Genomic DNA, 19,145 nt, shown 5'->3' with positions numbered 1-19,145 from the left:
CGGTTACTTTGCGGCGCGCGACTTGTCGCGGGCGGCGCGGAATTCGTCGCCCTCGTTCCAGTTCGGCCACGCGTCGGTCATCGCGAGCATGCGGCCCGCGGCGTAATAGAGGCGCAGGTCGGACATCATGCCGCCCCAGTTGGTGATCGCCTCATATTCGTCGCCGGGCGCGTGATAGCGGTTCTTTTCATAGTCTTCGGCCGCCTTCTTGCCCGCTTCGACGCCGCCCTCGACCAGGTCGTCGCCGCTGCCGAAGTTGAACATCGGGACGCCGAGCTTGGCGAAGCTGAAGTGATCCGAGCGATAGTAGAAACCCTTTTCGGGGGTCGGTTCGTCCTTGATCACGCGCTTTTCCATCTGGGCGAGCTTCGCGACATAGGCGTCGAGTTCGGACTTGCCGCGGCCGACGACGACGATGTCCTTCGCCGGACCGATCGCGTTCAGCGCGTCCATGTTCACGCCGCCGACCGTCTGCGCGAGCGGGAAGACCGGGTTTTCGGCGTAATATTTCGAACCGAGCAGGCCCGATTCCTCGGCGGTGACGGCGAGGAAGACGATGCTGCGGTCGGGGGCGCCCGCCTTGTGGAAGGCTTGCGCCAGCGTCACGAGACCGGCGATGCCGCTCGCATTGTCAACCGCGCCGTTGCAGATGTCGTCGCCAGCAACGGGCGTGCAGCGGCCGAGGTGATCCCAGTGGCCGGTGTAGAGCACATATTCGTCGGGACGCTTGGCGCCCGGCAGAACGCCGATGACGTTGCGCGACATCTTCTTCGAGATTTCATTGTCGAAGCCGAAATTCGCCTTCACGCCGGCCAGCGCGACGGGCTTGAAACCCTTCTTTTTCGCGGCATCGCGGAGCTTGTCGAAATCCTGACCCGCGCTGGCGAAAAGTTCCTTTGCCTTGGGAAGCTGGATCCAGCCGTTGGCGACGGTTTCCTTGGCACCGCCATCCTTGGTTTCGGCGAGGTAATTGGTGCCGGTGTTGCTCGATTCGACGACGTTCCAGCCATAGGCGGCGGGTTCGGTGTCGTGGACGATCAGCACGGCGGCAGCGCCCTGGCGCGCGGCTTCCTCATATTTATACGACCAGCGGCCATAATAGGTCATCGCACGGCCGTTGAATTCGCCCTTGGCTTCCTTCGTCTGCCAGTCGGGGTCGTTGACGAGGACGACGACGGTCTTCCCCTTCACATCGAGCCCGGCATAGTCGTTCCAGCCCTTTTCGGGGGCGTTGATGCCGTAACCGACGAAGACGACGTCGCTGTCCTTGACCTCGGTCTTCGGCTGGACGCGGTAGCTGAACGCGACATAGTCCTTCGCATATTGCGCGGTGACCGGCGTCTTGCCGCCGGTGAAGGTGAGCGGCGTCGCATTCTTCGCGGTGATTTCGACCAGCGGCACGTCCTGCGTCCACTTGCCGTTGTTGCCGGGCTTCAGCCCCGCTTCCTCGTACTTCTTGATGATATAGGCGACGGTCTTTTCCTCGCCCGGGGTGCCGGGCGCGCGACCCTCATAGGCGTCCGACGACAGTTCCTTCGTGACTTCCTGAAGCGTCGCGAGCGACAGTTCGGGGATCTGGACGTCGGGAATGGCGGTCGCGGACGTCGCGGCCTTGTCGGACGTGTTGCACGCGGCAACGGTCAAAAGGACCGCAAGGGCTGCGGTAGTGCGGGGGAAACGAAGCATGGGAATTCCTCGGATTATCGTATTCGACCGCGGGCTTGTGCCAGCCGCGGCGGGCCGATGCAAGAAGGGCGGCCCTTGCGGACCGCCCTTCTGAAATCGTTTCGGTGGAAACCGGATCAGCGCGAATAGAATTCGACGACCAGGTTCGGTTCCATCTTCACCGGATAGGGGACTTCGTCGAGCGTGGGCACGCGGACGTAGGTCGTCTTGGTGCCGTCGACCGCGAGATATTCGGGCAGGTCGCGCTCGGGCAGGCTCTGCGCTTCGGCGACCAGCGCCATTTCCTGCGCCTTCTTGCCGAGGGTGATTTCGTCGCCCGGCTTTACGAGGCGGCTGGCGACGTTGCACTTCACGCCGTTCACATAGACGTGACCGTGGCTGACGAGCTGGCGTGCCGAGAAGATCGTCGGGGTGAATTTCGAGCGGTAGACGACGGCGTCGAGGCGGCGCTCGAGCAGGCCGATCAGGTTCTGGCCGGTGTCACCCTTCATGCGCGACGCTTCGAAATAGTTCTTCTTGAACTGCTTTTCGGTGATGTCGCCGTAATAGCCCTTCAGCTTCTGCTTCGCGCGGAGCTGGATGCCGAAGTCCGACATCTTGCCCTTGCGGCGCTGGCCGTGCTGGCCGGGGCCATATTCGCGGCGGTTGACCGGGCTCTTCGGGCGACCCCAGATGTTTTCGCCCATCCGGCGGTCGAGTTTATACTTGGCGCTCTGGCGCTTCGACATATGTCGTCTCCAATATGCTGTGTGCCGAAGGATTTCGGCTTGTTCCCGGGTCGCACCATATGGAGATTTCCATATGCGACCGCCGCTTCACCGGGGTGCGGGGTCCATTGCGAAGGCGCGCGGTTAGACGGCGAGGGGCGGAAAGTCAAGCGCCCAAGCCCCGGCTCGACAGAATGGAAAAAGCCGCTAAAGGCTGCGCGCATGACCGCTGTCAAAATCCCCGAACAATGCCAGACGATGACCGAGGTGCGTGCCGGGGTCGACCAGGTCGACCGCGAACTGGTGGCGCTGCTCGTCCGCCGTTTCGGCTATATGGACGCCGCCGCGCGCATCAAGAGCGATCGCGGCACCGTCCGCGACGAAGTGCGCAAGGCCGAAGTGCTCGACAATGTCGCGCGCGAAGCCGAGGCCGCCGGACTCGTGTCCGAGCGACTTCGCGCCGTGTGGAACGAACTGGTCGAGCAATCGATCGCCTATGAAGCGGTCCAGTGGGACCGCCTGCGCGCCGACGGCTGATCGTTTATTTTAGTTGGTGGCGTCCGCCGCCGGCTTTTCGGTGGCGGCTTGCGTCGCTTCGTCTTTCGGCTTTGCGGGCTCGGCCACCGTCCGGCATACGCGCTTCGGCACCGTGCTGCCGGTGACTTCGACCTTTTCGCAGACCTTCTTGGGCTTGGCAGGCTTCGCCGGGGTGTCCGCAGCCATGTTCGCGGACGTTGCCGCGAGGGCCAGGGAAAGTATCGCAGAGATCATAACAATATTCGCTCCTTGGAGGGTGCGGCTTTCTAGGGATGTTTCCCCCGATAGCCAAGTGGGTGGCGAAACCGCACCGTCCTTGTCTTGGCCAGATCGTCGAGTGCCTGTTCGACCAACGTCTCAGGCACGCCGACGAACAATATTATTTCGCGCTATTCATCCTTTTGCCGATGCTATCCGCCTGCCGATTCCAGTCTTCCTGGGTGCGGCACTCGCGTTCGGGAAGGCGGCTGCCGGTGTCGGCGATGCGGCGGCAAATCAGCTTCGGCTTGGCTTTTTCGGGCTTGGCCGCGGTTTCGGTCGCAGGCTGGGTGTTGGCGGCGGCGTCGGTTCCGGACGCCGCGAGGGCGAGCGAAAGCAGTAGGCTCATCATGAAATCGGACTCCCGGGGAATGCAGCCAGCCCGGCCGTCATGACCGGGGCAAGCGATGATTTGACATGCAGCATGTCAAAAATCGATTGTCAATTCCTGTCTCGATCCATCGACTTACGGGCATCGGCGGCCAGCGGAGCGACGTCGTTATCGCGCCCGGGGAGTGCGACCCAGCGACGTGATGATGCCGTGCATCATCCGGATATCATTATACGACCAACCCGTCTTGGTGAGCGCGGTGCGCAGCGTCCGCAGCGTCATTTCTTTCCGTTCGGGCGGGAAGAAATAGCCGCTGGCGTCGAGGTCGCGGACCAGGTGTCCGATCAGTTCTTCCATCTCGGCGTGCGGTGCCGGGGGGGCGAGCGGCACTTCGGGCGGGCTCGCAAGGGCGACGCCCTTCGACCATTCATAGGCGAGCAGGATCACCGCCTGCGCGAGGTTGAGCGACGCGAAGGCGGGGTTGATCGGCACGGTGACGATCTTGTGCGCGAGTGTCACATCGTCGGTCTCGAGGCCCGAGCGTTCGGCACCGAAGACATAAGCCGAGCGGCCCGCGCTCGCATGGACTTCTTTCGCGGCCGCTTCGGGCGTCAGCACCGGCTTGGTCACGCCGCGCTTGCGCACGGTCGTTGCATAGATTGTGGTGCAGTCGGCGACGGCATCGGCGAGCGTGTCGAAAATGCGCGCTTCGGCCAGCACGATGTCGGCGCCGGAAGCCGCCGGACCTGCGTCGGGATTGGGCCAGCCGTCGCGCGGGGCGACGAGGCGCAGTTCGGTCAGCCCGAAATTGAGCATCGCGCGCGCCGCCTTGCCGATATTCTCACCAAGCTGCGGACGGACGAGGACGATGACGGGAGGCGGAGCGGCCGCGGTCATTTGATCGGCCGTGCCGCCTCGGTGATGGAGGAGGCGAACTCCTCGAAATCCTTGGCTTCGGTAAATTCGCGATAGACGCTGGCGAAACGGATATAGGCGACATTGTCGAAGCCCTTCAGCGCTTCCATCACCATCGCGCCGATCTGCTGCGCCTTGACCTCATTCTCGCCCGAGGTTTCGAGCTGGCGCTGGATACCCGACACCAGCCGCTCGATGCGCGCGCCGTCGATCGGCCGTTTGCGGCACGCGATCTGGATGCTGCGCATCAGCTTTTCGCGGTCGAAGGGTTCGCGGCCGCCGTCGGCCTTGAGAACGCCGACTTCGCGAAGCTGGATCCGCTCGAAGGTCGTGAAGCGCGCGCCGCAATCCTCGCACTGCCGCCTACGGCGAATTGCCGCGCCGTCCTCGGTCGGACGGCTGTCCTTCACCTGACTGTCTTCATGGCCGCAGTACGGACAACGCATGGGTCAGCGTTTCACCCGCGAATAGAGTGCGATCGCGGCGCCGGCGAGCAGGCCGACCGGCCACGAGACGACGGGCAGCACGGCGCCGACGACGGCACCGACCGCGCCACCGGTCAGCACCGGGCGCGTCGAGGGATGGGCCAGCCCTTGCTTGCCCATCGCCTTGACCTCCTCGATCGTCACTTCGACCAGCGTCGGTTCCTCGGGATGTTGGCGCGCCATCCTTATCAGCCTTGATAGATGGGGAAGCGTTCGCACAGCGCGCGCACGCGGCCGCGAACATCGGCTTCGACATCGGCATCGCCATGTTCGCCCTTGTCGCGCAGCGCTTCGAGTACGTCGGCGACCATATCGCCGATTTCCTCGAATTCGGCGATGCCGAAGCCGCGCGTGGTGCCGGCGGGCGAGCCGACACGGATGCCGCTGGTCTTCACCGGCGGCAGCGGGTCGAAGGGAACGCCGTTCTTGTTACAGGTGATCGCGCTGCGTTCCAGCGCCTCGTCGGCGTCGCGGCCGGTGATGCCGAGCGGGCGCAGGTCGATGAGCGCGAGGTGCGTGTCGGTGCCCCCCGCGACGACATCGGCACCGCGTGCCTTCAGCCGGTTCGCGAGCGCCTGGGCATTGGCGATCGTCGCCTTCGCATAATCCTTGAATTCAGGGCGCAGCGCTTCGCCGAAGGCCACGGCTTTCGCGGCGATGACGTGCATCAGCGGGCCGCCCTGAAGGCCCGGGAAGACCGCCGAATTGATGCGCTTGGCGATCGCTTCGTCATTGGTCAGGATCATGCCGCCGCGCGGGCCGCGCAGCGTCTTGTGCGTCGTCGTGGTGACGACATGTGCATGTTCCATCGGCGACGGGTGCGCGCCGCCAGCGACGAGGCCGGCAAAGTGAGCCATGTCGACCATCAGCAGCGCGCCGACATCGTCGGCGATCTTGCGGAAGCGCGCGAAGTCGAGGGTGCGCGGATAGGCCGAGCCGCCCGCGATGATCAATGTCGGGCGATGTTCCTTCGCCAGCGCCTCGACCTGGTCGAAATCGACGAGATGATCGTCGGGCCGCACGCCATATTGCACCGCATTATACCATTTGCCCGACATCGCCGGCGCCGCGCCGTGGGTCAGGTGGCCGCCGGCATCGAGGCTCATGCCCATGATCGTCGCGCCGGGCTTGGTCAGCGCGAGCATGACCGCGCCGTTCGCCTGTGCGCCCGAATGCGGCTGGACATTGGCATAGCCGCAGTCGAACAGCTGCTTCGCGCGGTCGATCGCGAGCGTCTCGACCTCGTCCGACGGGGCGCAGCCCTGATAATAGCGGCGGCCGGGATAGCCTTCGGCATATTTGTTGGTGAAGACCGAACCCTGCGCCTCGAGCACCGCCTTCGAGACGATGTTTTCCGACGCGATCAGCTCGATCTGGTAGCGTTCGCGTTCCAGCTCATGCTTCATCGCCGCAGCGACGGCGGGGTCGACCGTGTCGACGCCGTCGGTAAAATAGCCGGCCGATTTGATGGGCTTGTCGAGCGTGTCTGTGGTCATCGGCTGGTCTCCAGTTGGGGCGGGTTGGAAAGCTTGTCGACGCGGCGCGCGTGGCGGTCGCCGGCGAATTCGGTGGTCAGGAACGCATCGAGGCACGCCTTGGCCATGTCGATGCCGGTCAGGCGCGCGCCCATCGCGATGACGTTCGCGTCATTATGCTCGCGCGACAGCTTCGCCGACAGCGGTTCGGATACGAGCGCGCAGCGCGCGGCCGGGTTGCGATTCACCGAAATCGAGATGCCGATCCCCGATCCGCAGAGCGCGACACCGCGCGTCGCGCGGCCTTCGGCGATCGCTTCGGCAAGGCGGTAGCCATAATCGGGGTAATCGACGCTGTCGGGGCCGTTGGTGCCGAGATCCTCGACTTCATGGCCCGCTTCGCGCAGCCAGTCGGCGAGCGCGGCTTTCAGCTCGTAAGCGGCGTGATCGGAGGCGATGGCGATGCGCATGGTGCGGCTCCCGCGGCGTCTAAGGGAATCGATGTCGGCCCTTTAGGCGAAGCCGCACGGATTGGCCATAAGCGAGGTGGCAAATTTGTGACGGCGCCGATAAAGCCGCGCCATGTCCGACACGATCATGTCCATCCTGATGCTCACCGGCGTGCTTTTGACCGGCGGTGCCGTTATTATCTTTCGCAAGGGAGATCGCCGCCGCGCGTTGCTGATGCTCGTCGCCGCGCTCGTGATGTTCGCGAATGTCGCGATCTGGCTGGTGCCGGTGAAATAATCCTCCCCGCCGCTTGGCGACAGGGAGGATGGTTTCGTCAGCGGATCGGCGAATCGGGCGCGAGCCGCATATCCAGATAATTGTCGAGCGACTTCATCAACTGGTCGAGCTCATGTTCGAAGAAGTGGTTCGCGCGCGGGATTTCGTCGTGATGGATCGTGATGCCCTTTTGCGTGCGCAGCTTGTCGACCAGCTTCTGCACCGCGCTCGGCGGCACGATTTCGTCCTGCCCGCCCGCGACGATGATGCCCGACGAGGGGCAGGGAGCGAGGAAGCTGAAGTCGTACATGTTCGCCGGGGGCGCGACCGACAGGAAGCCGCGGATTTCGGGGCGGCGCATCAAGAGCTGCATGCCGATCCACGCGCCGAAGCTGAAGCCCGCGATCCAGGTCGTCTGCGCTTCGGGATGGATCGACTGAACCCAGTCGAGCGCCGAAGCGGCATCGCTGAGTTCGCCGATACCGTTATCGAACGTGCCCTGGCTGCGGCCGACGCCGCGGAAGTTGAAGCGCAGCACCGCGAAACCGCGCGCGACGAAGCTCTTGTACATCGCTTGCGTGATGCGGTCGTTCATCGTGCCGCCGCCCTGCGGGTGCGGGTGGAGGATCAGCGCGACGGGCGCGCGCGGGCGCGGCGGGGGCGAGAAACGGCCTTCGATGCGGCCCTCGGGGCCGGGGAAAATGACGTCGGGCATGGGCGCACCTTTATGTTTCTGGGGCTTGCCACCGATTCGCCGGAGCGGCGGGGTGGCGGAGCGAGGATGGCGCCTATATAGAAAATAGGTCTCAACATGCAACTTTTGCGAATCGTTCGCAATAAGGACTTCCGCACCGGATGATTTACCTCGACTATCAAGCCACTACGCCGCTCGCTCCCGAGGCGCGCGAGGCGATGCTGCGCTGGCTTGAAGGGCCGGGGGAGGGCGCCAATGATTTGGGGGGCTTTGCCAATCCTTCGAGCACGCACAAGGCCGGGCGCGCCGCCGCTGCCGCAGTCGAGGTCGCGCGCGATCAGGTTGCGGAGCTGCTACCCAAGGGCGGACGCGTCTTCTTCACCTCGGGCGCGACCGAGGCGCTCAACTGGGCGTTGCTGCGCGGCGCCGAGGCGATGCCCGGCGGGGTTGCGGGGCTCAGCATCGAACATGCGGCGTCGCTGCAATGCCTCGAGCGGCTGAACGCGACGATTTTGCCGGTCGATTGCCAAGGGGTTGCGCTGCCGCCCGACGACGCGCTGATACCCGAAGGCGGGATCGTCGCGACGATGCTGGTGAACAACGAGGTCGGGACGATCCAGCCCGTCGCCCATTTCGCCGCCGCGGCGCACGCGAAGAACAGCTTGCTGCTCTGCGACGCGGTGCAGGGCTATGGCCGCGTCGCGATTCCCGAGGGTGCCGACCTGATCGCATTGTCGGCGCACAAGATCCACGGGCCGAAGGGGATTGGCGCGCTGTGGGTCCGGGATGGGGTCGACCTGCCGCCGCTGATGTTCGGAGGCGCGCAGGAACAGGGGATGCGTTCGGGCACCGTCTCGCCCGCACTCTGCGCGGGCTTCGGCGCGGCCGCAGCGCTCGCGGCCGAATGCTTCGACGCCGACGCGGAGCATGTCGAGCGCCTCTGGTCGCTCGCGCTCGACCTGCTACCCGAATGGACGATCAACGGCGACGCGAACCGGCGCTATCATGGTAATCTCAATATCCGGCGCGAGGGGGTGAACGGGCTGCGCCTGATGTCCGACGCGCGCAATGTCGCCTTCTCGCTCGGCAGCGCGTGCGGCAGCGGGTCGGGCAAGGTCAGCCATGTGCTCCGCGCGATGGGGGTGAGTGAGGCCGACGCGCGCGCCTCGATCCGCCTCGGCTGGGGGCGCTATACGTCCGAACAGGAACTCCGCGACGGGCTGCAGGCGATCAGGGACGCCGCGCGATTGCAGGGAGTGAACTGATGCGCGTGACCTTCGTCCACGCCGACGGCAAGGAGCGCACCGAGGCCGAGGCCGAGCCGGGCTCGATCCTGCTCGACGTGGCGCAGGCGCACATGATGCCGCTCGAAGGCACATGCGAGGGCCAGATGGCGTGCTCGACCTGCCATGTCATCGTCGCGAAAGAGGATTTCGATCGCCTGCCGCCGGCAAGCGAGATGGAAGAGGATATGCTCGACCTTGCGGCGGGCGTGCGGCGGACGAGCCGGCTGTCGTGCCAGATCATACTGACCGCGGACCTTGACGGGCTGACCGTGCATATCCCGGCTGAAAGCCGCAACATGCAGGGGCCGCGCTGATGCGGATGCTGCTTGCGGCCGCGCTGCTCGCAACTTCCGCCTGCGCGACGTCGCCGCGCGAGGCAACGGGCGATTCGGTGATCCTCGCGAAGGCGGTGACGGCGATCGAGCGGCGTAGCGGCGGCCGGCTCGGCGTTGCAGTCACCGATGCGCGCGGCGCTTTGCTGTTCGGCCACCGCGCCGACGAACGCTTCGCGATGTGCTCGACCTTCAAGCTGCTGCTCGCGGGACAGGTGCTTGCGCGCGCTGCCGACGGCGTGTCGCTGCGCACGCCGTTGCCGTTCACGCACGCCGACCTCGTGACCTATTCGCCCGGCACCGAAAAGCTGCTCGGCGCGAACGGGCACGGCGAACAGCGGCTCAGCTTCGCGGCACGCGACGCGGTGGTGCTGAGCGACAACACGGCCGCCAACCTGATCCTCGCGCATATCGGCGGTCCATCGGCGTTCACCGCCGAAGCCCACCGGCGCGGCGACCGGGTCACCCGGCTCGACCGCAACGAGCCGACACTCAACGAAAATGCCCCCCGCGACGTGCGCGACACGACGAGCCCGGCGGCGATCGCGAAGAGCGCGGCGGGCTATGTCTATGGCGACTGGCTGGCCGCCGCGCATCGCGAAACGCTGCGCGGCTGGATGATCGAGAGCGAGACCGGGCTGAAGCGCATCCGCGGTGGTCTGCCGCAGGGCTGGGTCGCCGGCGACAAGACGGGGACATGCGGCACCGCCTATAACGACGTCGCGTTCGTCGAAGAGCCCGGCGGTGCAAAATATATGATCGCGGTCTATCTCGACCGCCCCGCGGTCAAGGGCGATGAGGCCAGCGCGGTGATCGCCGACGTCGCGCGGGCGGTGGTGCAGGACCTGCCCTAGGCGCCCTTGCATTTCGGCTTCGTCCCCGCCATATGCGCGGCGGGAGTCGGGCGGACGCAGTCTTCGCCAACCCGGTCAGGTCCGGAAGGAAGCAGCCGCAACGAATTCGCTGCGGGTCGTTCCGGCTCCCACCCATTTCCCCCTTCGACAACGGCGCGAGTGGCCTCTAAGACGGGCGCATGAGCGATTCCGCCGACGACGAAACCCCGATGCTGGAAATGGACCTGCCCGAGACCGCGCCGCAGCCGTCATCCGGCCCGTACCGCGTCCTTGCCCGCAAATATCGCCCGCAAACCTTTGCCGAACTGATCGGGCAGGATGCGATGGTGCGTACGCTCGGCAACGCGATCGCGCGCGACCGGCTGGCGCATGCCTTTTTGATGACCGGGGTGCGCGGGGTCGGCAAGACGTCGACCGCGCGCCTGATCGCGAAAGCGCTCAACTGCATCGCCCCCGACGGGCAGGGCGGGCCGACGATCGATCCGTGCGGGGTGTGCGAACCGTGCCGCGCGATCACCGAGGGGCGCCACATCGACGTGATCGAAATGGACGCCGCGTCGAACACCGGCGTCGACGATGTGCGCGAGATTATCGAGGCGGTGCGTTACGCTGCCGTGTCGGCGCGCTACAAGATATACATCATCGACGAAGTGCACATGTTGTCGCGTAACGCGTTCAACGCGCTGCTGAAAACGCTCGAAGAGCCGCCGCCGCACGTCAAATTCCTGTTCGCGACGACCGAGGTCAACAAGGTGCCCGTGACGGTGCTGTCGCGCTGCCAGCGCTTCGACCTGCGCCGTATCACCCCCGACATGCTGTTCGCGCATTTCAGCGCGATCCTGCAGAAGGAAGGCGTCGAGGCCGAAGCGCCCGCGATCTGGCTGATCGCCAATGCCGCCGAAGGATCGGTGCGCGACGGCCTGTCGATCCTCGATCAGGCGATCGCGCATGCCGACCTTGACGGCGGCGGCCGGATCGGCGCCGACCAGGTCCGCGTGATGCTTGGCCTTTCGGACCGCACCTCGATCGCGCAATTGATGGCGACGGTCCTCGAAGGCGATGCGGGCGCGGCGATCGACCTCGCCCGCGCGCAATATGCACTCGGGATCGAGCCTGTCGCGATGGTGCGCGGGCTGATGGACCTGACGCACGCGATCACCCTCGCCAAAGTGTCGCGCCACGACGACCCCGCGCTCGCCGACGCCGACCGCGAGCGCATCGGCGACTGGGCGCAGAAGCTCGGTTTCGCGCCGCTCAACCGGCTGTGGCAGTTGCTGCTCAAGGGGCATGACGAGGTGCTCCGCGCGAACAATCCGCTCGAACATCTCGAAATGCTGCTGCTGCGCGTTATCTATGCCGCGTCGATGCCCGACCCCGGCGAGCTTGCGAAGCTGCTCGAAAAAGGCGGGGTGCCGACGATGCCGCTCGCCGCGCCGGTGGCGCCCGCCGGGCAGGAAAGCATGGCGGCGGCGCCGGCCGCCGCAGTCGAAGCGCCGGCTGCGACCGGCGCCGAAACGCCCGCGTCGGCGCTGACGGTCGCGCAGATCCACCAGCTCCTCGAAAGCACGGGAAATCATCGGCTTGCGGTCGATGTCTACGATCATATGCGAATCATCGAACTGGAGCCCGGCAATCTCGTTTTCGCGCCGGTCGCCGCGCTTGGCGCGTCCTTCGCGCGCGATCTGGGCGATGCGCTGCTCGCGCAAACCGGCAGCCGCTGGCAAGTGCGGGCGGGCGAGGGCGAAGGGCGGCCGAGCCTCGGCCAGATCCGCGCCGCGACGCTCGCCGACAATGACGCGCGAATCCGCGAACTGCCCGTCGTGAAGGCCGCTCTGGCGGCTTTTCCTGACGCGAGGCTTGTCGAGGGCGACGACAATCGCCATAGGTCCAACCCATGAAATCGATCGAAGAAATGATGAAGGCGGCGCAGGAAGCCGCTGCCACCGTGCAGGCCCAGATGCAGGAGGCGCAGGCGAAGCTCGACAGCGTCGAGGTCGAGGGCGTGTCGGGCGGGGGGCTGGTGAAGATCACCGCGACCGCGAAGGGCCGGATCAAGGCGATCCAGATCGACGACAGCCTCATGGTTCCCTCGGACAAGCAGATGCTCGAAGATTTGCTCGCCGCCGCGTTCAACGACGCGCGCGAAAAGGCCGATGCGGCGAGCAACGAGGAAATGGGCAAGATGACGAGCGGCCTGCCGCTTCCCCCGGGCTTCAAGCTGCCGTTCTGAGTCGGCCCCAACCCCGGCTCCGGCCCCGCTGTTCAGCACAGCGACATTGAATGCGTGCGAAGTTACGCCATATTAGCGAAGAACCACCTATAAGAAGGGCGGTGCGCCCGGTCGCGGCGCCCGTCCAGGAGCCGTAATGACGCAATCTTATCCCCTTCTTCCGCTGCGTGACATCGTCGTTTTCCCGCACATGATCGTGCCGCTGTTCGTCGGCCGCGACCGTTCGGTCGCCGCGCTCGAAACCGCGATGGAAAGCGACAAGGAAATCTTCCTCGTCGCGCAGCTCGATCCGGGCGAGGACGATCCGCAGCGCGACGATCTGTACGACGTCGGCGTGATCGCCACCGTGCTCCAGCTCCTGAAGCTGCCCGACGGCACCGTCCGCGTGCTCGTCGAGGGCAAGGAGCGCGCAAAGCTGCTCGCGCTCACCAATGAAGACAAGACGGTGATGGCGAGCGTGAAGCCGATCGGCGACACGGTCGACGACAGCGTCGATACCGCCGCGCTGATGCGCTCGGTCGTCGATCAGTTCGAAAATTACGCCAAGCTCAACAAGAAGATGCCCGCCGAAACCGCGGTGCAGCTGTCACAGATCGAGGATGCCTCGCGCCTCGCCGACTCGGTCGCGGGCAATCTCAACATCAAGGTCTCCGACAAGCAGGCGCTGCTCGTCGAGGATGCGCCGTCGAAGCGACTCGAAATGGTCTTCGCTTTCATGGAAGGCGAACTCGGCGTGCTGCAGGTCGAAAAGAAGATCCGCGGCCGCGTGAAGCGCCAGATGGAAAAGAGCCAGCGCGAATATTATCTCAACGAACAGTTGAAGGCGATCCAGCGCGAACTCGGCAACGATAACGGCGAGGGCGGCGACGACCTCGCCGAGCTGCAGCTCAAGATCGACAGCCTCAAAATGTCGAAGGAAGCCAAGGCGAAGGCGAACGCCGAGCTCAAGAAACTGCGCGCGATGGCGCCGATGTCGGCCGAGGCGACCGTCGTGCGCAACTATCTCGACACGCTGATCGGCCTGCCGTGGGGCAAGAAGTCGAAGCTCAAGAAGGACATCGCCAAAGCGCAAGCCGTCCTCGACGACGACCATTATGCGCTCGAAAAGGTCAAGGACCGGATCGTCGAATATCTCGCGGTGCAGGCGCGCACGAACAAGCTGAAGGGGCCGATCCTCTGCCTCGTCGGCCCTCCGGGCGTCGGCAAGACCTCGCTCGGCCGTAGCATCGCCAAGGCGACGGGGCGTGAATTCGTGCGCCAGTCCTTGGGCGGCGTACGCGACGAGGCCGAAATCCGCGGCCACCGCCGGACGTACATCGGCTCGCTGCCGGGCAAGATCGTGACCAACCTCAAAAAGGCCGGCACGATGAACCCGCTGTTCCTGCTCGACGAGATCGACAAGCTGGGCCAGGATTTCCGCGGCGATCCGGCGTCGGCGCTGCTCGAGGTGCTCGACCCCGAACAGAATGGCAAGTTCCAGGACCATTATCTGGAAGTCGATGTCGACCTCAGCGACGTCATGTTCGTCACCACCGCGAACTCGCTCAACCTGCCGCAGCCGTTGCTCGACCGCATGGAAATCATCCGGCTCGAAGGCTATACCGAGGACGAGAAAGTCGAGATCGCCAAGCTGCACCTGATTGCGAAGCAGGTCGAAGCGCATGGGCTGAAGGCCGGCGAGTTCGAGCTGACCGAGGAAGGCCTGCGCGACCTCATCCGTTATTACACCCGCGAAGCCGGCGTCCGCACGCTCGAACGCGAGATTGCGCGCCTCGCACGCAAGGCGCTGCGCCGCATCCTCGAGGGCAAGGCGGAAAGCGTCACCGTGACGCCGGAGAATCTTGCCGAATTCGCGGGCGTGCGCAAGTTCCGCCACGGCATGGGCGATCTGGAAGACCAGGTCGGCGCCGTTACCGGGCTCGCGTGGACCGAGGTCGGCGGCGAATTGCTGACGATCGAGGCGGTCACCGCGTCGGGCAAGGGGCAGGTCCGCACCACCGGCAAGCTCGGCGAAGTGATGACCGAATCGGTGCAGGCGGCGCTATCGTTCGTGAAGGCGCGCGCGCCTGCCTATGGCATCAAGCCCAGCCTGTTCGCGCGCAAGGACATCCACATTCACCTGCCCGAAGGCGCGGTGCCGAAGGATGGTCCGTCGGCGGGCGTCGGCATGGTCACCGCGATGATTTCGACGCTGACCGGGATAGCGGTGCGCCGCGATGTCGCGATGACCGGCGAAGTCACGCTACGCGGCCGCGTTCTCGCGATCGGGGGCCTCAAGGAAAAGCTGCTTGCGGCGCTGCGCGGCGGCATCAAGACCGTGCTCATCCCGGAAGAAAATGAGAAGGACCTCGTTGAAATCCCGGCGAATATCACGAGCGGATTGAAGATCATCCCGGTCAGCCACGTTGACCAGGTGCTCGCCGAGGCGCTGGTCTCGCCGGTCGTCCCGATCGAATGGACCGAAGCCGACGAGCTGGCTGCATCGCCCCCGATCGCGGCCGGAAACGACCCCGAAACGACGATTCGTCACTGAGTCCGACCCGCTTCACGGCAATTCGCCCCAAATTCGTCGCAAAATCGACGTTTTGGGGCGTTTTTCTCCCTTTTTTGCTTTGACAAGCCGGGGCGAAACATCGTTAGTGGCGCGCCATGGCTTCGGGCCATGAGAATCATTAAACCAACCACATTGCAGGGGTTCCTTAGGCATGAACAAACAAGACCTGATCGCCGCCGTCGCTGACTCGAGCGGCCTGACCAAGGGTGATGCGAGCAAGGCGGTTGAAGCCGTGTTCGACGCGATCACTGGTTCGCTGAAGAAGGGCGGCGAAGTCCGTCTCGTCGGTTTCGGCACCTTCGCGGTCAGCAAGCGCAAGGCATCGACCGGCCGCAACCCGCGCACCGGCGAAACGATGACCATCGCGGCGTCGAACCAGCCGAAGTTCAAGGCCGGCAAGGCCCTCAAGGACGCCGTCAACTAAGTTCGACGGCACCTTTTGGTGAAAAACATCTCGGGCCGCGGTGAAAGCCGCGGCCCGATTTGTTTAAGCCGGTCATTTCGATGAAATGTCCGTTGCAATCACCGTCGCAACGGCTATGGACGTCCGGCTTTCGGACGCCGGGCTTCGGCCCGTACCGGAACGGGCGCGTAGCTCAGCGGTAGAGCACACCCTTCACACGGGTGGGGTCACAGGTTCAATCCCTGTCGCGCCCACCATCCGCCGGCCGGTCGACGGTCAATAGGCGGGTGGATTGACCGGATTCAGGATGCGCCACGGCTCCTGCCGGTACCATTTCGTGATGATATGTTTGACTCCGCGCTTCACCGGCATGCCGGCGTGCAGCGTGTTGAGGTTCGGTCGCCCGTTGGCGTCCATATTGTTCCACAGGATCAGCGTCCCCGCCTGTTGGCGCAGCGCGATGCCGAGCCGCGGGAAATCCGTCTCGCCGCCCTCTCCGGGTTCGGTGAGCGACACCATCGCGGTCCAGGTCCGCTGCCCGCCGCGTACCGCCTCATGCTGCCAATAGCCTTCGCCCGTCGGGAAGAAGTCGTAGTGATGGCGATATTGCTGGCCGACCTGGTATCGCTGGCCCTGCATCGCTTCCGAATAATCATTGTCGATCCCGATCAGCTCGGAAATATAGGCCTCGACATCGACCGTCAGCGGATCGTCGCGGTCGAAATGATGCGTAAAGCTGGTGCGCATGCCCGGCCGGTCGGCGCCGCGATATAAGGTCGAAGGAACGGCGCGGCTGTTGATGACCTGTGCGATCGCCTTGCAGTCGCGGCGGGTCAGGAAGCCTGGGACGATGAACATGTCGGCGCCCGGCACGTCGACGCGATCGACGCCGGGCATGGCGGAAAGCCGCTGACGCACCATCATCCCGACATAGGCGAGGGTTTTCGGGTCGCAATATCGGTCGAGCGGCCCGCCGGCCGCGTCTTTGAGTTCTTCGTCGCTCATCGTCCGCCGCGATAGCATATCGCGATTAAAATTGGATATCTTGCGCCCGCCAGGCGCTATGTGCAAACGCGGGGGGCTGGATAAACGAAGGTTGACCCGGCTATTCATCGGTTATTCAATGCGCGGGGCCTATCGTTCGACCATGATCCGCACGACCATCTTTGCTTTGACCGCCGCGCTGCTCGTCGCCGCGCCCGCGGCCGCCCGCGGCGACCGCGACCAGGACAATCTCCGCGAAGCCGCGGCGCAGGGGCAGGTGATCCCGCTCAACCGGCTGGTCGCCGACATTCGTTCGCGCCCGCCATACAACGAGATGACTTATCTCGGCGGGCCACAGTTCGACGCGGGCCGTATGATCTATGCGCTGAAATTCATGGACGGCAACCAGGTGGTCGTCGTCTATGTCGATGCCCGCACCGGCCGGATTGTCGGACGTAAACCCTGACATTCCCGTGAACCGGGCTTTCGTCGCAACGAGATTTTGCGATGATCGTCCGGACTCGATACACAGTCGAAACATGCGGCCGGCCACGCCCGGCGCGCAACGGAAAGGCGCCTGAATGCGGATTTTGATTGTCGAAGACGAACCCACGCTGGGACCGCAGCTCAAGGCGACGCTGGAGGGGGCGGGCTATGCCGTCGACCTCGCGACCGACGGCGAGGACGGTCATTTCCTCGGCTCGACCGAAAATTACGACGCCGCGATCCTCGACCTCGGCCTGCCCGAAATCGACGGGCTGACGGTGCTCGACCGCTGGCGCCGCGAAAAGCGCAATTTCCCGGTGCTCGTCCTGACCGCGCGCGACAGCTGGTCCGACAAGGTCGCGGGGCTCGATGCCGGTGCCGACGATTATCTTGCCAAGCCGTTCCAGACCGAAGAACTGATCGCACGCCTCCGCGCGCTGATCCGCCGCGCGGCGGGCAATGCGTCGAGCGAGCTGACGGCGGGGCCGGTGCGGCTCGACACGCGGTCGGGCCGCGTCACGCTCGCCGGCGAGCCGGTCAAGCTGACCGCGCAGGAATATAAATTGCTGTCGTACCTGCTCCATCACAAGGGCAAGGTCGTGTCGCGTACCGAGCTGATCGAGCATATCTACGATCAGGATTTCGATCGCGATTCGAACACGATCGAGGTGTTCGTGACGCGCATCCGCAAGAAGCTCGGCGCAGACATCATCACCACCATCCGCGGTCTCGGCTACCAGCTCGACGATCCGCAGGGCTAGGGGCCAGCTCGGCATGGCCGAAGCGGATATCCCTCCCGTTGACGGAACCGGCGCGGACGACACGATCAAGCCCGCGGCGCTGACGAGCCGCATCACGGGTTCGCTCGCGCGGCGCATGATCGCGATCGCGGCGCTGTGGATTTCGGTGCTGCTGATCGGCGGCGGCTTCGCGCTCGACCGTGTGCTGACCGGGGCGATCACGCGCAATTTCGATTCGAGTCTCGAATATGTGCTGATCGCGATGATCCGCTCGTCCGAAATCGGTCCCGACGGCGAGGTGCGGCTGGTCGAACCGCTCGGCGACCAGCGCTTCCTCGAGCCGTATAGCGGGCTTTACTGGCAGATCAGCGGCGGCAATCAGGAGCCCTATCGCTCGCGCTCGCTGTGGGAACGCTCGTTGAAGGCGCCGGTGCCGCATATCGACAATCAGATCCACACCTATGACAGCAACCAGTTCCCCGACGAGGAGCTGCGCATCCTCGAACGCAACGTCATCCTGCCGGGCAGCAAGACCAATTGGCGGTACCAGATCGCGCAATCGCGCGAAGCGCTCGACGCGCAGGTCGGCGCGGTGCGGCAGACGCTGATTCCCAGCCTCGCGCTGCTCGGCCTCGGCCTCATCATTCTCGCCGCGCTCCAGACCTTCTATGGCCTGTGGCCGCTGCGCCACATCCGGCGGGCGATCGCGGCGATGCGCGGCGGGCAGCACCGCCGCGTCACCGCGCCGCTGCCGCTCGAGGTGCAGCCGATGGTCGACGAGCTCAACGCACTGCTCGCGCATAACGAGAAACAGGCCGAGGAGGCGCGGCTGCACGCGGGCAATCTCGCGCACGCGCTCAAGACGCCGCTCACCGTGCTCGTCAACAGCGCGACCAGCTCCGATTCGGAACTCGCCGATACGGTGCGGCGCGAGGCGGCGACGATGCAGCGGCAGGTCGATCACCATCTCGCGCGCGCCCGCGCGGTCGGGCGGCGCGGTGCGGCGCAGGCGCGCGCCGTGGTGTGGGACAGCGTGAACAGCGTCTCGCGCGCAGTCGCGGCGCTCTATCCCGATGCGCGGCTCGACGCAGCGGGCGACAAGGAACTGGTGGTGCGCGTCGAGCGGCAGGATCTCGACGAACTGGTCGGCAACCTGCTCGAAAATGCCGCCAAATATGGCGGCGGCAGCGTCTTCGTCACGATCCAGCGCGACGGTGCGATGGCCGAAATCCTGATCGAGGACGATGGCGCGGGCATTTCGCCCGCCGACCGCGACCGCGTCATCGATCGCGGCGTGCGCCTCGACAGCGGCAAGCCGGGCACCGGCCTCGGCCTCGCGATCGTGCGCGACGTCGCCGAAATCTATGGTGGCAGTATCGCGCTCGAGGAGAGCGAGGATCTGGGCGGATTGCTCGTACGCCTCAGACTGCCGGCGGGGTAGGGGCCGAACGACTGCTTTGCG

At 65.2% G+C, this 19,145-nt stretch carries 23 protein-coding genes, 1 tRNA gene and 1 other RNA gene; 14 read left to right on the top strand and 11 right to left on the bottom strand.

What is annotated here, in order from left to right:
• Positions 1 to 3 precede the first annotated feature (3 nt).
• The gene (locus VGN62_RS01220; RefSeq protein ID WP_327450356.1) at positions 4 to 1,686 is read right to left on the bottom strand and encodes a M28 family metallopeptidase; all 1,683 of its coding nucleotides are present in this window, start codon (positions 1,684 to 1,686) and stop codon (positions 4 to 6) included.
• A 116-nt stretch (positions 1,687 to 1,802) separates the two neighbouring features.
• Entirely contained in the window at positions 1,803 to 2,414 is a 612-nt protein-coding gene (gene rpsD, locus VGN62_RS01215; protein ID WP_058803739.1) for a 30S ribosomal protein S4, read from the bottom strand.
• A 201-nt stretch (positions 2,415 to 2,615) separates the two neighbouring features.
• On the opposite strand from rpsD, the gene VGN62_RS01210 reads away from it, so the two are divergent.
• Positions 2,616 to 2,930 (top strand): chorismate mutase, encoded by a 315-nt coding sequence (locus VGN62_RS01210; protein ID WP_327450353.1) that lies wholly within the window; start codon positions 2,616 to 2,618, stop codon positions 2,928 to 2,930.
• A gap of 9 nt (positions 2,931 to 2,939) precedes the next feature.
• On the opposite strand, the gene VGN62_RS01205 is transcribed toward VGN62_RS01210, so the two are convergent.
• The 7 genes from VGN62_RS01205 to rpiB form a co-directional block, all read right to left on the bottom strand.
• On the bottom strand, positions 2,940 to 3,116 hold the full coding sequence (locus VGN62_RS01205) for a hypothetical protein (protein WP_327450351.1): 177 nt from the start codon (positions 3,114 to 3,116) through the stop codon (positions 2,940 to 2,942).
• A gap of 193 nt (positions 3,117 to 3,309) precedes the next feature.
• Positions 3,310 to 3,540, bottom strand: coding sequence for a hypothetical protein (locus tag VGN62_RS01200; RefSeq protein ID WP_327450349.1), 231 nt, complete (start codon positions 3,538 to 3,540; stop codon positions 3,310 to 3,312).
• Between the two features lie 147 nt (positions 3,541 to 3,687).
• Positions 3,688 to 4,416 carry an RNA methyltransferase gene (locus tag VGN62_RS01195; protein WP_327450347.1) on the bottom strand — a complete coding sequence of 243 codons (729 nt, stop codon included), beginning with the start codon at positions 4,414 to 4,416 and terminating at the stop codon, positions 3,688 to 3,690.
• Positions 4,413 to 4,880 carry a transcriptional regulator NrdR gene (nrdR, locus tag VGN62_RS01190; RefSeq protein WP_327450345.1) on the bottom strand — a complete coding sequence of 156 codons (468 nt, stop codon included), beginning with the start codon at positions 4,878 to 4,880 and terminating at the stop codon, positions 4,413 to 4,415. The genes VGN62_RS01195 and nrdR overlap by 4 nt, the downstream gene beginning before the upstream one ends.
• A gap of 3 nt (positions 4,881 to 4,883) precedes the next feature.
• Positions 4,884 to 5,102, bottom strand: coding sequence for a hypothetical protein (locus VGN62_RS01185; RefSeq protein ID WP_327450343.1), 219 nt, complete (start codon positions 5,100 to 5,102; stop codon positions 4,884 to 4,886).
• 5 nt (positions 5,103 to 5,107) lie between these two features.
• A complete protein-coding gene (gene glyA / locus VGN62_RS01180; protein ID WP_327450341.1) occupies positions 5,108 to 6,415 on the bottom strand; it encodes a serine hydroxymethyltransferase in 1,308 nt (435 codons plus the stop codon).
• Positions 6,412 to 6,864: a ribose 5-phosphate isomerase B gene (rpiB, locus tag VGN62_RS01175; RefSeq protein WP_327450339.1), complete on the bottom strand. Its 453-nt coding sequence runs from the start codon at positions 6,862 to 6,864 to the stop codon at positions 6,412 to 6,414. Before rpiB ends, glyA begins: the two co-directional genes overlap by 4 nt.
• A 112-nt stretch (positions 6,865 to 6,976) precedes the next feature.
• On the opposite strand from rpiB, the gene VGN62_RS01170 reads away from it, so the two are divergent.
• Positions 6,977 to 7,141, top strand: coding sequence for a hypothetical protein (locus VGN62_RS01170; protein ID WP_171013324.1), 165 nt, complete (start codon positions 6,977 to 6,979; stop codon positions 7,139 to 7,141).
• A 37-nt stretch (positions 7,142 to 7,178) separates the two neighbouring features.
• Here VGN62_RS01170 and VGN62_RS01165 read toward each other — a convergent pair whose 3' ends face one another.
• A complete protein-coding gene (locus VGN62_RS01165; RefSeq protein WP_037510410.1) occupies positions 7,179 to 7,835 on the bottom strand; it encodes an alpha/beta hydrolase in 657 nt (218 codons plus the stop codon).
• A gap of 140 nt (positions 7,836 to 7,975) precedes the next feature.
• Between VGN62_RS01165 and VGN62_RS01160 the strand changes: the two genes are divergently transcribed.
• The 9 genes from VGN62_RS01160 to VGN62_RS01120 all read left to right on the top strand — a co-directional run bounded on the left by VGN62_RS01160 (position 7,976) and on the right by VGN62_RS01120 (position 15,730).
• Positions 7,976 to 9,079, top strand: a complete 1,104-nt coding sequence (locus VGN62_RS01160) for a cysteine desulfurase family protein (protein WP_327450335.1) — start codon at positions 7,976 to 7,978, stop codon at positions 9,077 to 9,079.
• Positions 9,076 to 9,414 carry a 2Fe-2S iron-sulfur cluster-binding protein gene (locus tag VGN62_RS01155; protein WP_327450455.1) on the top strand — a complete coding sequence of 113 codons (339 nt, stop codon included), beginning with the start codon at positions 9,076 to 9,078 and terminating at the stop codon, positions 9,412 to 9,414. Before VGN62_RS01160 ends, VGN62_RS01155 begins: the two co-directional genes overlap by 4 nt.
• Entirely contained in the window at positions 9,414 to 10,286 is an 873-nt protein-coding gene (gene bla, locus VGN62_RS01150) for a class A beta-lactamase (protein WP_327450333.1), read from the top strand. The genes VGN62_RS01155 and bla overlap by 1 nt, the downstream gene beginning before the upstream one ends.
• Before the next feature lie 38 nt (positions 10,287 to 10,324).
• An RNA gene (ffs, locus tag VGN62_RS01145) (signal recognition particle sRNA small type) lies at positions 10,325 to 10,422 on the top strand.
• A 43-nt stretch (positions 10,423 to 10,465) separates the two neighbouring features.
• Positions 10,466 to 12,184, top strand: a complete 1,719-nt coding sequence (locus VGN62_RS01140) for a DNA polymerase III subunit gamma/tau (RefSeq protein ID WP_327450331.1) — start codon at positions 10,466 to 10,468, stop codon at positions 12,182 to 12,184.
• Positions 12,181 to 12,516 carry a YbaB/EbfC family nucleoid-associated protein gene (locus tag VGN62_RS01135; RefSeq protein ID WP_327450329.1) on the top strand — a complete coding sequence of 112 codons (336 nt, stop codon included), beginning with the start codon at positions 12,181 to 12,183 and terminating at the stop codon, positions 12,514 to 12,516. Before VGN62_RS01140 ends, VGN62_RS01135 begins: the two co-directional genes overlap by 4 nt.
• Positions 12,517 to 12,652: 136 nt before the next feature.
• The gene (gene lon / locus VGN62_RS01130; RefSeq protein ID WP_327450327.1) at positions 12,653 to 15,049 is read left to right on the top strand and encodes an endopeptidase La; all 2,397 of its coding nucleotides are present in this window, start codon (positions 12,653 to 12,655) and stop codon (positions 15,047 to 15,049) included.
• Positions 15,050 to 15,221: 172 nt separating this feature from the next.
• Positions 15,222 to 15,494, top strand: coding sequence for an HU family DNA-binding protein (locus VGN62_RS01125; protein WP_037510426.1), 273 nt, complete (start codon positions 15,222 to 15,224; stop codon positions 15,492 to 15,494).
• Between the two features lie 161 nt (positions 15,495 to 15,655).
• A tRNA-Val gene (locus VGN62_RS01120) sits at positions 15,656 to 15,730 on the top strand.
• Between the two features lie 19 nt (positions 15,731 to 15,749).
• Here the strand turns inward: VGN62_RS01120 and VGN62_RS01115 are convergent.
• Positions 15,750 to 16,478 carry a 2OG-Fe(II) oxygenase gene (locus VGN62_RS01115; RefSeq protein ID WP_327450325.1) on the bottom strand — a complete coding sequence of 243 codons (729 nt, stop codon included), beginning with the start codon at positions 16,476 to 16,478 and terminating at the stop codon, positions 15,750 to 15,752.
• Between the two features lie 142 nt (positions 16,479 to 16,620).
• Here VGN62_RS01115 and VGN62_RS01110 point away from each other — a divergent pair, with 142 nt between their 5' ends.
• The 3 genes from VGN62_RS01110 to VGN62_RS01100 all read left to right on the top strand — a co-directional run bounded on the left by VGN62_RS01110 (position 16,621) and on the right by VGN62_RS01100 (position 19,124).
• Complete coding sequence (locus tag VGN62_RS01110; protein ID WP_327450323.1) at positions 16,621 to 16,923, top strand: hypothetical protein; 303 nt, start codon at positions 16,621 to 16,623, stop codon at positions 16,921 to 16,923.
• 115 nt (positions 16,924 to 17,038) lie between these two features.
• Positions 17,039 to 17,704 carry a response regulator transcription factor gene (locus VGN62_RS01105; protein WP_327450321.1) on the top strand — a complete coding sequence of 222 codons (666 nt, stop codon included), beginning with the start codon at positions 17,039 to 17,041 and terminating at the stop codon, positions 17,702 to 17,704.
• Positions 17,705 to 17,819: 115 nt separating this feature from the next.
• Positions 17,820 to 19,124 (top strand): HAMP domain-containing sensor histidine kinase, encoded by a 1,305-nt coding sequence (locus VGN62_RS01100; RefSeq protein WP_327450453.1) that lies wholly within the window; start codon positions 17,820 to 17,822, stop codon positions 19,122 to 19,124.
• Positions 19,125 to 19,145: the final 21 nt, after the last annotated feature.

It is taken from the genome of Sphingopyxis sp. (assembly GCF_035998905.1).
In the GTDB taxonomy this organism is placed as follows: Bacteria; Pseudomonadota; Alphaproteobacteria; order Sphingomonadales; family Sphingomonadaceae; genus Sphingopyxis.
Note: the sequence above shows the minus strand (reverse complement) of the source record. Positions and strands in the feature narration are given on the sequence as shown.